We start from the raw sequence: 14,673 nt of genomic DNA on the forward strand, positions 1-14,673 counted from the left end.
GAAAATGCGCGACCTCACAGGGCCCGCCCTGTGAGGCATATCAGAAAAGGCTACGTAGCTCAGTTGGTTAGAGCACAGCACTCATAATGCTGGGGTCGGTGGTTCAAATCCACCCGTAGCCACCATCTGCACAACCTTAAGCAATCAGCAATCAGCAGTCCGCCAGCTCCCAGTTTGCGCCGTCAGCACGACTGACAAGGCAATTTTCAGCTCTAAACCAGTATCATCTCCGCCATCCCATCCAACCGCACTTTCTTCGCCTGCCACCCCGGGCAAGTGGCATCCAGCAACGCATAGAATCGCTTGCTGTGGCTATGCTCAGCCAGATGGCAAAGCTCATGAAGGATCACGTAGTCAATGCAATCCGCCGGCGCCTTGATCAAGGCCGCATTCAGAGTGAGCATGCCATTGGTCGAGCAATTACCCCATTGAGTTTTCATGGCGAGGACGCGCAGGCGGGGTTGTTCATTAACCCACAGCGCCTGCGGCAAGGCTTTCTCCAGCCTGGCATGGAAGACCTCACGGGCTCGCAGACGGTACCAAGCATCCAGGGCTGTTTTTACTGACTCTGGTTTGCGCTGGCGCACGGTGACTTCCAGTCGCCCTCTGAACATCCGCACGATGGCGGGCATGTCCGGATCGACCATAACCTTGAGCAGGTAGCGCTTGCCCAGATAGAAATGGCTTTCGCCACTGATATAGCGGCGCGGCTTAACGTGCTCCTGGAGCTTGAGGAATTCGCGGCGCCGGGTGTAGACCCAGCGGGCTCGTTTTGCCAGGGCCCGTGTCACCTCCTCGTCGCTGGCATCCTCCGGGGCCAGCACCTGAACCCGGCCGCCCGGTAGCACCTTGATCAGAACTCGTGCGGTAGCCCCAGGCCTTGGCAGGCGCTCGAAGGGGATGCGCTCGCCCGAGTAGTTAAAGCTGCCTGTGCGGGTGCCCGCGATGGTGAGCGCGCTCATACCACCCCGGCGTTCAAGCCAACCCGGGTCACCTGTACCACCCACTCAACAATCTTGCGGGCCTGATCCATACCGGCGCCGACAGCTTTGCATTCCTTGAACATGACCGGCATCAGGCCTTTGCGGATGCTCGCTTCGATGTTCTGCGGATTGATGGAATTTTCCTTCACCGACTGCTCGACCAGCTCATCCATCATGAAGGACAGGCGCACCCACTTGTCCTGCACCTGCTGATCCTGAATCTGGAAGGCCTCCGGCAGGACCTTTTTCATAATGCCGAAGTAGGCCTGGGCGTGGCGGTTGCCGGCAAAGGCATCGGGGATCTCGTCGAGCTTTCGAGCTTCGACCCTGTCCTCGAACTCGCGGAACAGCATGTACTGCTTCAGCGGGTGATCGAACAGCTTCTCGGCTTCTTCAATGGCCAGGCGCAACAGTTTGGAGAACGCTTCCTGTGCATAAGGGTCGTCACGAAGCTCCTGCTCGATCATACGGGTAACGCGGGTCTTGATGATGTCGGTCTCATTGCGGGTCTTGTCCTCGCTCCATTCTTCGGGCTTGGCCTGCTGGCCCATCTTGCCCACTTCGAAGACGCCTCCCGGCTCTTTTACCTCAACGCCAACCACATGCTTGTCGAGCAGCTTCTTCACCTGCTCGGCATATTCGTCGTAATCGACCCGCTCACCGGCGTCTTGCTGCACCAGCTGGCGCAGGCTGGAAAACTGTTTGACGGTTTCCTTGTAGTGGCGGCGATCTTCATCACTGAAGCTTTTGTCTTCAAAGAAGGTGGCGGACTGCAACGCCACCTTCAGGCAGCTGGCGAAGGCCGTCAGTGCCTCGTAGAAGTCTTCACGGACTTTCAGGTGAACATCCACCATCTCGCCACTTTCTCCCGACGCTGAAGGCTCCTGCTCGACCATGCGCGGCACCAGCACCTGGCGCAGCTGTTCGATATCGTTCTTGTTCTTCACGTTGGCGAAGATGGCCCACAGCTGCTTGTACAGTTGCGGCAGGCGCTTGTACTCGGTGCTCATCTGGTTGTAGAGCCCGGCAATGTCGTTGATGTCGTAGCCGCCCTGGGTGCGCGAGGCCAGATCCTGATATTTCTGGATGGTGGTATCCAGCTCGGCCAGGATGCCGCGATAGTCGATCAGCAAACCGAACTTCTTCTTCGGGTGCAGGCGGTTCACTCGCGCAATAGCCTGAATCAGGCTGTGCTCCTTGAGCGGCTTGTCGATATACAGAACCGTATTCTTCGGCTCGTCGAACCCGGTGAGCAGCTTGTCCACCACGATCAGCATCTTCAGCGAGTCATCCTTGTCGAAGCGCTCGATCAGATGCTTGGTGTAAGCCTGCTCGTCGTTGCTGCCGACATTGTCCTTCCACCACTTGCTGACTTCAGGCATGGCAGACTCGTCAACGGCCGTGTTGCCTTCGCGGGTGTCCGGCGGACTCATCACCACGGCAGATTCGAACAGCCCGGCCTCATCCAGATACTTCTTGTACTTGATCGCGGAGGCCTTGCTGTCACAGGCCAGCTGGCCCTTCAGGCCATCATCAATGTTCTTGACGAAGTGGTTGGCGATATCGAGCGCGATCAAGCGGATGCGGTCATCGGCGCCGTACACCTGCCCCTTGCGGGCGAACTTGCGCTTGAGATCGGTTCTCTGCTCGTCTGACAAGCCTTCGGTAATGCGGTCGAACCAGCTATCGATGGCGCGCTCGTTCACGTCCAAGTCGGGAATGCGTTCTTCATAGAGCAGCGGGGTCACGGCGCGGTCTTCGACGGCGCGCTGCATAGTATAGGCGTGAACAATGGGGCCAAACTTATTGGTGGTCTTGTCGTCCTTGAGCAGCGGCGTACCCGTAAAGGCAACAAAGGCGGCATTGGGCAGCGCCTGCTTCATACGGATATGGTTCTCGCCGCCCTGGCTGCGGTGCCCCTCGTCGATCAGGACGATGATGTCAGGGCTGGTGTTCACACACTCCGGCAGCTTGGTAGCCGTGTTGAACTTCTGGATCAGAGAAAACACGATCCGCTCAGTGCCCTTGCCGATCTGCTCCGCCAGGCGCGTGCCGGACGTCGCCATGGCCGCCTCCTTGTCCTTCTTGCCGGCCAGCTCACCGCCGGAGGTAAAGGTATTGCTGAGCTGGGTTTCCAGATCCACCCGATCGGTCACCACCACGATCCGGCATTGCTTCAGGCTCTCGTGCAGGATCAGGGCCTTGCTGAGAAAAACCATGGTGAAAGACTTGCCGGAGCCGGTGGTATGCCAGATCACGCCACCCTCGCGGCCGCCATCGGGGCGCCGGGTGTTGATGCGATCAATCAACCGCTTGATGCCAAACACCTGCTGATAGCGGGCGACGATCTTGCCGGCCTTTTTATCAAACAGGGTAAAGAAGCGTGTCATTTCCAGCAGGCGGGCCGGGCTAAGCAAGCTGATCAGCAACTTGTCCTGACCCGTGACGGCGAGAACACCGGCGGCCACCAGATTGTCGTACCAGGCGCGATCCGTCGCTGGCCGGTGGCCAAACAGATTGGCCAACTGCGCCTCGCTCAGCTTGCGGTTCTTGATCCTATGCATCTCGGCATCGGCGATGTCCTCTTCGCGCCAGGCTGCCCAGAACTTGGCCGGGGTGCCACAGGTACCATAGCGCCCCTCATTACCATTCACCGACAGCAGCAACTGGCTATAGGCAAACAAATGCGGGACTTCGTCGTGGCGCTGGTTGCGCAGGCTCTGTGAAATGCCTTCGTCGATGGTCGGGCCTTTCTTGGCATTACCATCCGGGCGTTTGGCCTCAATCACTACCAGCGGAATACCATTCACGAAACAGACGATATCCGGGCGACGTGACTCCACGCCGCTTGAGCGAGTAACCGTAAACTCCTCGGTGAAGACAAAGCTGTTATTGGCCGGATTCTGCCAGTCGATCAGAGCAACGGTCGGGTTGGCCTTTTTGCCATCAACGAACTCGGTAACGGAGATGCCGTAAAGCAGATGGTTGTACAGCTTCTGGTTGGCGGAAAGCAGGCCCTCATTCAGGGCGGGACTGCAGACCTCCGCAACCAGATTATCGATGGCCTTATCGGATAGCGGGTAGTCCTTACTAGCAAAGGTGAAGGTGCGCTTCTTCAGTTCGGTGCGCAGCACCTCGCGCAAGACTACTTCATCGGCCTTGCCGCCACGGGCTAGCAGTGTCTGTTCAGGAGAGAGAAAATCCCAGCCCAGATTGGTCAGCAGTGTCAGCGCCGGGATCTTGGCGCTGTACTCTTCCTGAAATTTGGGTGCTTGCAAGCTCATTAGCGTGTCCTGTAATCCTGTCGTGACGTACTTACCAGTAATCCGGCTTCTTGATAGGTTTCTTTTTTGTGGGTATCTGCTCGGGAAGCTGTGATTCTGTAAGTTCGTCATCAGTGATGTGGTGCCGGGTCCAGTCGGCAAATGCGCTTAGCTTCTTATTGCCTGGCCTGTGGCCATTAGATGACTTCGGATCACGAATGGGGAAAACCACGCCAAGCGTGATCTGACTACCCAGGTCCTCCTTCAAGGCCTGTAGGGCTGGGGCCAGGTCTGTATCATTCGAGACAAACACCTGCTGCCGAACATTGGTCTTCAGCGCGTCGCGATAGGCCTCCAAGGAAATGTTGACGTCTGTTTCCTTTTCCTCAAGACGCCACACATCCACTCGGCGAGATTTGTCTGGCGGTTGCTGGTACGCAAGGAGTGTGGCCTTTTCCAGGCTGTAATAGCCCTTGATGATCTTTATCGTGTCGGGATACAGCGTCTCCAGCGCCCGGTGATAGGACTGCTGGGCGATCTGGGCACTTTGCCCGCGCGTGGCGATCTTGGCGCGAATATCCGCAGTAAAGAACTTAATAGAAATGAGTTCGGAAGCCGGGTCTTGTACACGGACAACCCGCTCGAACAGTAGCTTCTGTATATCGAGCCATTTGTCCTGGCTGTGCTTCAGGCAGCCATAGAAGAGGTTGTAGCCATCGACGTAAATGATTGTCTTCATCGGCGGTGGCTCGTCAGTATTGCTTTGCCCCAGAAATGAGAAAACCGCCCATAAGGCGGTTTTCCCGCCCCAAGCAGCAGCCAACTGAATGACCCTGCAAGGGGGGAGTCGTGGACGCAATAATGCGCAACAATGCGTAGCCTGTCAACCAGTCGCAAAGTTGACCTCAGTCTCTGACCAATCAGCAACCAATTGATATTCAATGGTTTTTTACCTTGGGGATCCCCGCGACGATATCCCCCGGGGGGTATTGTTGGCGCGTCTGGTGGCCAAACAGGCATTCATTCAGGGCGGGGGTGCACACATCGGCAACCAGATTATCGATGGTCTTATTGGATAGTGGGTAGTCTTTGCCAGCAAAAGTGAAGGTGCGCTTCTTCAGCTCGGTGCGCAGCACTTGGCGCAGAACGACCTTATCTGCCTTGCCGCCACGGGCTAGCAGTGCCTGCTCAGGAGAGAGAAGTTCCCAGCCCAGGTTGGCCAGCAATTTCAGCGCCGGAATTTTAGCGCTGTATTCTTCCTGGAATCTGGGTGCTAGCGGTTTCATCTTGAGGAACTCCATAAGTGAGTAAGTCGTTCAATAGGCGGCCTGCCGGCTCCAGACAGCAGCCAACTGAGTACCGCTGCAAGGGGGGGGGATCGGGTGAAAATGGATCCCGGTGGCCGCTCCCCTGTCAGCTTTCATAAAACCTCCCTGAATTAAATCAAATCGTTGCTGATTAGTCCGGCTTAGCATCAGGATCGGGCCCCGCTTTGCCAATTTCTACACCATAGAGAGAGGCAAGCTTGTCAACTATTTCGGGATTTTCTCCATCGTCATCGTCCTTGGCAGCATTAAGCCTTGACGTCAGCGATTCGCTGGCCTTAGCTAAAGGAAAGTTTTGACTAAGCAACCACTCTAGCTTTTTCCAGGCGTCTTTACGGAGCCACAACTCTACCCTTGCCATAATCTGGGAAGCTGGAATTTTGGATAGCGTGGATGAGGAAACAACTTTCCCAAATTCGTTGAAATTGCTGTCGTCAAATGGGTCTATTTCAAGACAAAAATATTTCCTGGCAATGATTTCTATAACGTCTTCTTTATCTGGAAGCTTCTTATATATATTGCTCAAATTATTCCAAAAATCAGGAGATACTTCAGTCTTGGCTATGTCGGCAATTGCAAAGCTTGCAACAGCATCCTTGAACTCATGATTACCTTTTCCATCAAGAAGATCGAATAATTTCACTCCATTCTTAAGTGAAGCTTCCCAGCTTTCCGCAGATACGCTGGGAAGAATATCATTGACAATGGTTCTGCCCTCATCTCCGCCGTGGCTTATAAGAATCTTCATACAGCTAAAGTAAGATTCCGGATGTTCTATGTATATCTTTTTCACGAGGGGAAAAACATCATTTGAAACCAACTTTGCGCAGATATATTCTAGATCAGAATCAGTTGCCCAGTCATATTCATCGAAGTATATGGCGCCAGTGTCGATACAGAAAAGCTTATGGTTGTTTGAGTGCCTGATCGCAGCTATGGCGAATTTGTTTTCTGAAGATCTAGCCATATGCCAAATCGCAGAAAGCGAGTTGCCATCATCCATGATATTAATAACTTCCTCCATGAACCCATGATTAGGTTCGCTTTCGAAAAACGCCTTGATCTTGGCTGGCAAGGTTGCCTCGAGTAGCTTTGAATTATGCATAATTGCATACAGCGCCAACAAAGATGGGGTCTTCTCTATATTTTCTTGATCCGATCTTTGAATGAAGTTTTGGTCTGCAAAGACTTCCTTTATCTTGCTGTCGAGATCGTCTCCAAGATGAGATTGGCACATAATAAGAAGCGCATATGGAGCATCTTTTCCTAAACTGCGCTCGGGATTTAGTAGCCACTCATAAAGTTTCATGGCTATTTCTTTGCAGTAGGAATTCTGGCCGTAAATCTTCATTGTCAGAATGACCTTGTTGACTATTTCGTCACCAGCATTAACCGGATCAATGGACTCGATCATGGATGGGATTGCGGCCTTGTTGGGCAGAACTTCGGGGAAAGCAATACTGCCGGATTTCAAGGCCCCCAGCCATGAAATCCAATTATCTTTATTGAGGGAGTCATATTGGGCTTTTTCGAGTGGCAGGCCTTCTTTTTGGAGAAAATCCAAGAGCGCCCTGATTTCCTTTAGGGCAACAATGCTAAGCTGCTCTTTGCCTATTTTCTGAATACATGCGAAAAGCTCCTTTTTCACCCTGCCATTTAACCATGCAATGAAGTCTCTCCGGCGTTCACCGAGGGCTGATGAGAGTGCTTCGATGGCTTCGATGTAGTGGTGTTCACCCAACTCCCACTTTTCTTCCCTCGACTCCCACTCTGCAACCAGGTGGTCAACATCATGCTGCGCGCGATTTACATGGTTTTTAAGGCCATTACAGAGTGCGGTGGTAACGGCAATCCGATATTCCTCAACATGTCCTTTAGGTAGCAATCTCTCGCGAATAGCATGCCAAGCAATCCAAAAGGCTTCGCCATGCCTTGACGCCAGATCGGCGATTCCGTCAGCGTCCCCGTCACCTAGGGCTTTAGCGATTTCAGGGTCGAGAAGTAGCTGAATGCCTTTGTTCTTATCTACGCCGAAAAGCAATCCACAAAGTTCTGCCTTGAGGTTTGATGGATCGTTTGACCTATAGCCGTCGGGGAGCCCGGTACTCAGGAGCTCGGCTCGCATTTGGCGCTCAGATCGTTTGCCTCGCGCCAAAGCATATAAAGCCATTGCCTCTCCTGATACAGCGTCGCCCCAGCGCATGCCGAGCAATCCCACCTTATTTACAAAGCTTTGAATTTGGCGCGGTGTAGGGCTTCGCGAGAGGCTGCTTTCGTGGCTCTTATATGTATCGGTTACGGCCCTCCTTACGTCGTCAGGCCAGTCCGCTAAAGCTCTATTTACACATATTTCGCAGTATTCAGCCCACGAGGAGAGCACAGGCTCGGGGACTTCTTCTACAAGTTGAAAGCATTTTTCAAGGAATGAGTTGGCTACGCCGTAGTTCGACTCTTCAGAATCATTGGATTCATTATTCCCTCCCCATACTCTCGATAATCCCTCCCTGTCATAAGGAACCAAGAACCAAAGATGCTCCTTCCACCCTTCTGAGTAGGAATTTCCATGGCTCCGGTACTGGAAGAATGTCTGCAATATAGACCAGATAGATAAAGTCTGTTGTGGTTCTATCCGGTCAAGGTTGTCGACCACAATAAGAGCACGGTGATATTTTTTCCTCTCTCCAATGACATGATTCATTATCCGACCGAAAAAATGCTCGAACTCGATGGATGTCCTCTCCCCGTCCTCCGTTATATCCTGCGTGTAGCTCTCTTCAGACGAAGATTCAAATACGTCCCATTTCTTCTTCAGAAAGAATTTCTTGCCTGCCTTCTTGGGGTCGTCGTCCGAAAAAACTCCCCACATGCATAGAACCCACAAAGGAGAGAGAGCAAAGAACGATCCAAATATAAAAGGCCAGTGAATTTCACGGGAGGCCGAGAACCAATGCACTGTTGAGTAATCAATTGCGGATAAAAGCGCGGCTCCAAAAGGAACAAATATGGCAGACAGTGATAGAAAGCCGCCAAGCTTGCTTGCTGATTTTTTTGTCTTTACTTCAACGGTCTTTTTACGGCCTGATATCTCTTGCCTAATTTTTTGCAGGAATGTATCTGCCTCTTCAGGATCAATCTTTGCAATAAGACCCTCTAGGAATATGCGACGCAAAGGATCGCCGTCGTGCGCCCACGCATCAAACAGGTAGACCAAAGTCCTGCCTTGACTTTCAGATAGCTTATTTGTTAGCAGGTTAACTACGGTAGATTTACCTGAGCCCCATCCGCCCTCAAGCCCGATGGTAATAGCGGGCGTTGAAGATTCAATGATCCTATGGATATTGGAAGCAACTTTCTCGTGGGTCTTGTCCTCAAAATCGTCATTGTCGGACACTCTTTCATGTAATATCTCGAAGGTATATGAGCTCATTCCCTCTGCCCCTTTATCTGTTTTTGAATTTCTTCGCCATCTATGGCTGCCTTGGCGCCCTGGAAGCCAAATGCAAAGTCTTGTCAGTCCATTCGTTACTCCACTTTCGTTCTTCGCTTGCCGGTTAAGAGCTGCTGCATTAGCGCCTTCTTCTCTTTCTTTAACGTGATCAAATCTCTTCGCAAAGCCGTAATTTCCCGGTCTGCAGCGGAAAGAGCGTCAGATATTTTTTCCTGCTCCTCTAGTTCTGGATATGGAATCTTCAAGAATGAAAAGTCTTCGTAGCTGACCTGCTTCCCATCCCGAATACCAATCACGGCAACAGCCAAGTGACCAATAAAGTCATAGGACTTGTAATACTGCTTATAGAAATTGTCATCAATCTCCTTGATTGGCTCCAACACTGTATAAGCAGGACTAACCAAGCCTTGGTAGTTCGAGTACTCCAAACCGCCTTGAAATGAACGCAAACTGATAATGAAGTTGCCTGGAACAACAAGCTTGTAACCTTGAGTCGACCCATCTGGCATAACGACTCTTCTTTCAAGAAGGGATCTCGGCAATACACCTTGATCCTGCGTTACAGCCAATAGCTCTTCGGATTCAGAGTTATTTTTCTTTGATACCGCCTTGAACAGATCTCTTGCTTTGAGCCACTTCCACTCTCCACTAAACCTAACCCCATCCTTATCCAGTAGCCGTTTTTTGCCGGTGAGCAGTTGTTGCATCAGGGCTTTCTTCTGCTGCTGGCTGTTGACGAGAAGTTGTTCGGTGGTGGTGATGGCCTTGTCCCAGATGGAGAGGGTTTGTGAGATTTTTTTTTGTTCGGGCAATGGTGGCCACGACAGCTCGAGCTCTGCGAATCTAGAAACTCCCAGGTGCGCGATCGAGGTTGTCTTCTTGGAAATCGATTGGAATGTACCGTCGTATAGACATAGCAGGAACCTTTGCAGTGCATATTCCGCATCTACATTTTTATTTGCCTTAAACCGTACCAATGTATTCTGGAAGCAGCAATTTTCCGGCTTTCCTTTGTACATTGCCGGCCTACCAACTAACTCCGTACTTTGTCCTTCATTGAGAAGAATATCGCCCGGCTCAAGCTTGTAACGCTGATATTCCTTGTCAGTAAAAGGCATCTCGTTGACATCCGATGTGTCGATATATGCCTCAAAGACATTTGCAACCCTAAGGTATGGCCGCAACACCCCTTCCGTGAAACTCGGAGAGCGCTGCCTCCCGGCAGATATATCCCCACATTCCCTTACGGACGCACGCTTCCAGCCATCAGGCACCATATCCGAGCTCCTCCAGATACTCTGCCATCTCCGATTCGAGTTCGGCCAACTGGCTTTTCAACTTCTCTCGCTCAGCACGCACAGTCATCAGGTCGATCTCCTCCTCCTCCTCAAAGGTATCGACATAACGGGGAATATTGAGGTTGTAGTCGTTTTCCTTGATCTCAGCGAGACTGGCAAGGTAGGCGTACTTTTCGACATTCTCACGCGCACGATAGGTTTCAATGATCTTGAGGATGTTTTCATCGGCCAGCAGGTTCTGGTTTTTCCCGGCTTTGAACGTCCTGCTTGCATCGATAAACAAGACCTTGTCGTCACTCTTGGCTTTCTTGAAGATCAGGATGGCTGCCGGGATACCTGTGCCGTAAAACAGCTTTTCCGGCAGGCCAATCACAGCATCCAGCAGGTTCTCTTCAATCAGCTGCTGGCGAATCTTGCCCTCGCTGGAGCCTCGGAACAGCACGCCATGGGGTACTACCACACCCATACGACCGCTTTTCTGCTTCAGGGTCTCGATCATGTGCAGGATAAAGGCATAGTCGCCTTTGGTTTTCGGCGGCACGCCACGGCGGAAGCGGCTGAACTTGTCGTGCTCGGCTTCGTCATGGCCCCACTTGTCCAGGCTGAACGGCGGGTTGGCGGTCACGATATCGAACAGCATCAGGTTGCCGTTCTTGTCCAGCAGCTTGGGGTTGCGGATGGTGTCGCCCCATTCGATCTTGTGGTTGTCCTCGCCGTGCAGAAACATGTTCATCTTGGCCAGTGACCAGGTAGAGCCAATGGCCTCCTGGCCATACAGCGCATAGCTTTTGCTGTTGTGGTTGTTGCGCACCTTACTGCCGCACTTCATCAGCAGCGAGGCAGAGCCGCAGGCCGGGTCGCAGATGGTGTCGCCCGGTTGCGGGTCGAGCAGCTCGGCGATCAAGTTGCTGACTTCTGGCGGGGTATAGAACTCGCCAGCCTTCTGGCCGCCGCTCGCGGCGAAGTTCTTGATCAGGTATTCGTAGCCATTGCCGATTACGTCCAATGTGCCGACGCGGCTGGGCTTGAGGTTCAGCTCAGGCTTGGCGAAGTCTTCCAGCAGGTGGCGCAGGATGGTGTTCTTTTGCTTTTCTTCGCCGAGCTTGTCGGTGTTGAAGGAGATGTCCTGGAACACGCTTTTGCCGGCATCCTTGAGTTTGGTGCCGTTGGCTTCTTCGATGGCGTGCAGGGCCTGGTCGATACGCTCGCCGTTGCCGGGCTCGTGGCGGCGCTCATACAGGGCGTAGAAGGAGGCATCTTTCGGCAGCACGAAGCGCTCATTTTTCATCATCTCTTCGATCAGTTCCGGCTCGTTGCCGTACTGGGCCTTGTAGCCGTCATAGTGATCCTGCCAGACATCAGAGATGTACTTGAGGAACAGCATGGTGAGAATGAAATCCTTGTAGGTGTCGGCGCTGATGGTGCCGCGGAAGGTGTCGCAGGCATTCCACAGGGCCTTGTTGATGCTGTCCTGGTTGATCTTGTCACTCATTCTCTGACTCTCCGTGAATCAGTTTGCTGAACATGCCGGTCAGCATGGTCTCTCTGTTCTGTGCCAGGGCGGCGTAGAGCGCCCGTTCTTCGTCCCACAGGTGCTGCAGGCGCAGGATATGTTCTTGCACACCCGGCGCCGGCACCGGCACCGGCACCTGCAGTAGCGCCGCCTTGGAGATGGACGCGATACTGGTGCCGCGCCGATGCTCCGCTATCAGCTTCTGGGTGGGCGGGTAGTTCAGTGCCCAGCAAAGATAAGCAGGCAGCACTTGGGCTGCGCGCTTTACCGTCAGGATCAGGAACTGGCTGGAGGGGACTACCGGATAGCCGGACTGCGGGCCGTCGAATAATGCGGCCCGGTTGTGGTTGCCCTTGGCGGCCAGTAGTACCTCTCCTTCCTTGAGTGCCGGCATTTCTCCGGCGCCTTCCCATTGGGCAAGCGGCAGGTTGCCCGGTTGTACCACGGTCACGTCCCGCAAGTCGCCGATTTGTACCGCGTGCACGGGTGCTCCGGCTGCGCCCTCACGGGGAGGGCGGAAGGTGTAGCCAGTGCGGACTTCGGCAATGTCTGCGATCTGTGTGAGCAATTGCATCCTCTGGTGTCGTCTTTTGCCCTTGGGTTTGTGCGCTATAGCAGGCCTACAGAGCAGAGACTGCCGGGTCATATCAGCTTCGTCAACTAATTTTATCGCTGTAGCAAGGCTACAGTTTTGAGATTGCTACTCGTATGCACGCACTATTGCGCGTATTGGCGTTAAAGCAGACAATATGTCCGGTTTATGTATAAATATGACGGATCAATCATGATCGAGCGCACAGCTGCGGAGCAAATCAGGAGCGAAATCCTCAAGTCCGGCCCCGGGTCGGTCTTTACCGCCACGCACTTTAACGGGCTGGGGGCAGAGCCTGGCACCGTGGAGCGCACCCTTGGCCGTCTCGCACAGAAGGGCAGCATCCGACGCATTGGTCATGGGCTCTATTACTACCCGGAGTCCGGGACACTTTTTGGGGCGCTGCCCCCTAAGCCGGAAGCGGTTGCCCGGGCATTGACCGAAGGCGCCCCGCTGGTGCCATCCGGACCAGTGGCGCTGCACCGGCTTGGCCTGACTACCCAGGTGCCCATGAAATACTCGTACCTGACCAGTCGCAGTCCACGAACAGAGCAGCTCGGCAAGATTCGGGTAGAGCTGCACAAGGTGCCGGCACGGCGCCTGACCGGTGCCGGCACCAAGGCCGGCGAGATCCTGAGTGCGATCGAGTATGTCGGCCAGAAGGAGGCCGGCTCTAACGAGTTCTGTGGCAAGATTGCTCGCAAGCTCACTGAGCAGGAGCTGCTGCAGCTGGAACAGGCTGCTGCCCCCCGGTTTGCCTGGGTGCGGAAGGTGGTGGAAAAAATTAGCAAGACATGGAGGTCGATGAATGAGTGCATTACTGGCACTTGACCCGGAACAGCGGGCAGAAGTCTTCAGGGTTGCCGAGCAGGATCTCGGTCTAACGGCGCATGTGCTGGAGAAAGATTTCTGGGTGACCTACCTGCTGGACGTTCTATTCCAGGAACTGAATCTGCCTGTAAGGATGATGTTCAAGGGCGGCACCAGTCTGTCCAAATGTTACGGCGTGATCGAACGCTTTTCAGAGGACATTGATCTGGCTCTGGATCGGGAGGATCTGGGGTTTGGTGGTGATGATGCGCCTGAGGCACAGACTTCCTCGACCAAGGCCGGGAAAAAGCTAAAGGCGCTAAAAGCTGCCGGGACCCAATACGTCGAAGACCATTTGCATCCTGCTTTGCAGCAATATCTGGAAGGCGATCTGGAGGAAGAGTTTTCCCTGGTCGTCGATGAGGACAATCCGGACAATATTCTCTTCACCTATCCGAGATGCCTCGACGATGAGGCCTATGGCGATGCCAACTATGTCAAGCCGGTGGTGCTAATCGAGACCGGTACAAAAGCTGCTCATGAACCGGTGGATGAGATCAGAATCTCCCCGCTCGTCACCATGTCCGAAAGTGTTACCGATGCCGTTCCATTGATTGCCGACGACTACACTACCGTTCGCACGCTACGGATCGAGCGGACGTTCTGGGAGAAGATTACTTTCCTGCATCAGCAGAACAGCAGCAATGCGCCCGATAAGGTCAAGGACCGATTGAGTCGGCACCTCTATGACATCGCTATGATTTCCGATTCCGAACATGGTGAGTATTGCCTTGGAACACTTGGCCTTCTGAAGGATGTCGCCGAGCACAAAAGCGTTTACTTCAAGCAAGGTGGCGTTGACTATATGGAGGCTTGCTGTGGTGGACTGCGGCTGGCTATGACGCCGGAGATGGAAGAGGCATTCCGGCTTGACTATGAAAGGATGGGTGAGATGTTCTACGGGGATCCACCGGAATTCGAAGTCATCGTTGACGAGCTTCGTCGCATTGAAGGGGTGGTCAACCAAGCCCTATCAGAAGCTGAGTAGATGTTTAGAAGAACAGAAAGCATCGAATCCTATTGGCAAGGCCATCACGACTACCGAGGTTCAGGAACTGATCCAGCTGGCCAAGGATATCCCCGCTGCCCTGGCTAAGAACCAATCGGCCCTTGAAGTTATGGGTGACGACAAGCTGAGGTGCTGTCGGCATCCTGGCAAACGACGCTTTGATGGATCTGACCGGGGACCGCCCACAAAAACAGTCGCACCGAAACACACCACGAAAAAGGGGCCACCAAAAGGCAGCCCCTTTTTTTACCAACTTACTGCTTGATCAGCATCACAATGTTAGTGAAGTCATAGATCGGCTCACCCTCATCGGTGACCGTATCTTTATCACTGAACACCAGCATGTTCGGGCCAGCCTTGTTCAGCACCACC

10 protein-coding genes and 1 tRNA gene are annotated in these 14,673 nt (G+C 53.3%); 3 read left to right on the forward strand and 8 right to left on the reverse strand.

The genetic code is table 11. From position 1 onward, the window contains the following. The first annotated feature begins 48 nt into the window (after positions 1 to 48). Positions 49 to 125 (forward strand) — tRNA-Met (locus tag J1C54_RS15250). 87 nt (positions 126 to 212) lie between these two features. Here the strand turns inward: J1C54_RS15250 and J1C54_RS15255 are convergent. From J1C54_RS15255 to J1C54_RS15290, 8 genes are all read right to left on the reverse strand, one after another. Beyond that, on the reverse strand, positions 213 to 962 hold the full coding sequence (locus tag J1C54_RS15255) for a M48 family metallopeptidase (RefSeq protein WP_229149575.1): 750 nt from the start codon (positions 960 to 962) through the stop codon (positions 213 to 215). Then, entirely contained in the window at positions 959 to 4,267 is a 3,309-nt protein-coding gene (locus J1C54_RS15260; RefSeq protein ID WP_229149576.1) for a type I restriction endonuclease subunit R, read from the reverse strand. The genes J1C54_RS15255 and J1C54_RS15260 overlap by 4 nt, the downstream gene beginning before the upstream one ends. 31 nt (positions 4,268 to 4,298) lie before the next feature. Next, positions 4,299 to 4,985, reverse strand: coding sequence for an NYN domain-containing protein (locus tag J1C54_RS15265; protein WP_229149577.1), 687 nt, complete (start codon positions 4,983 to 4,985; stop codon positions 4,299 to 4,301). 199 nt (positions 4,986 to 5,184) lie between these two features. Continuing rightward, positions 5,185 to 5,532 (reverse strand): hypothetical protein, encoded by a 348-nt coding sequence (locus J1C54_RS15270; protein WP_229149579.1) that lies wholly within the window; start codon positions 5,530 to 5,532, stop codon positions 5,185 to 5,187. A gap of 172 nt (positions 5,533 to 5,704) precedes the next feature. After that, positions 5,705 to 8,998 carry a P-loop NTPase fold protein gene (locus J1C54_RS15275; RefSeq protein ID WP_229149582.1) on the reverse strand — a complete coding sequence of 1,098 codons (3,294 nt, stop codon included), beginning with the start codon at positions 8,996 to 8,998 and terminating at the stop codon, positions 5,705 to 5,707. 95 nt (positions 8,999 to 9,093) lie between these two features. After that, positions 9,094 to 10,296 (reverse strand): restriction endonuclease subunit S, encoded by a 1,203-nt coding sequence (locus J1C54_RS15280; protein WP_229149584.1) that lies wholly within the window; start codon positions 10,294 to 10,296, stop codon positions 9,094 to 9,096. Continuing rightward, positions 10,286 to 11,809: a type I restriction-modification system subunit M gene (locus J1C54_RS15285; protein WP_229149586.1), complete on the reverse strand. Its 1,524-nt coding sequence runs from the start codon at positions 11,807 to 11,809 to the stop codon at positions 10,286 to 10,288. The genes J1C54_RS15280 and J1C54_RS15285 overlap by 11 nt, the downstream gene beginning before the upstream one ends. Further along, the gene (locus J1C54_RS15290) at positions 11,802 to 12,398 is read right to left on the reverse strand and encodes a hypothetical protein (RefSeq protein ID WP_229149588.1); all 597 of its coding nucleotides are present in this window, start codon (positions 12,396 to 12,398) and stop codon (positions 11,802 to 11,804) included. The genes J1C54_RS15285 and J1C54_RS15290 overlap by 8 nt, the downstream gene beginning before the upstream one ends. A gap of 216 nt (positions 12,399 to 12,614) precedes the next feature. On the opposite strand from J1C54_RS15290, the gene J1C54_RS15295 reads away from it, so the two are divergent. After that, entirely contained in the window at positions 12,615 to 13,253 is a 639-nt protein-coding gene (locus J1C54_RS15295) for a DUF6088 family protein (RefSeq protein WP_229149591.1), read from the forward strand. Continuing rightward, entirely contained in the window at positions 13,231 to 14,280 is a 1,050-nt protein-coding gene (locus J1C54_RS15300) for a nucleotidyl transferase AbiEii/AbiGii toxin family protein (protein WP_229149593.1), read from the forward strand. The genes J1C54_RS15295 and J1C54_RS15300 overlap by 23 nt, the downstream gene beginning before the upstream one ends. Positions 14,281 to 14,673 lie beyond the last annotated feature (393 nt).

This window comes from Alcanivorax sp. 1008 (assembly GCF_020667895.1).
In the GTDB taxonomy this organism is placed as follows: domain Bacteria; phylum Pseudomonadota; class Gammaproteobacteria; order Pseudomonadales; family Alcanivoracaceae; genus PGZG01.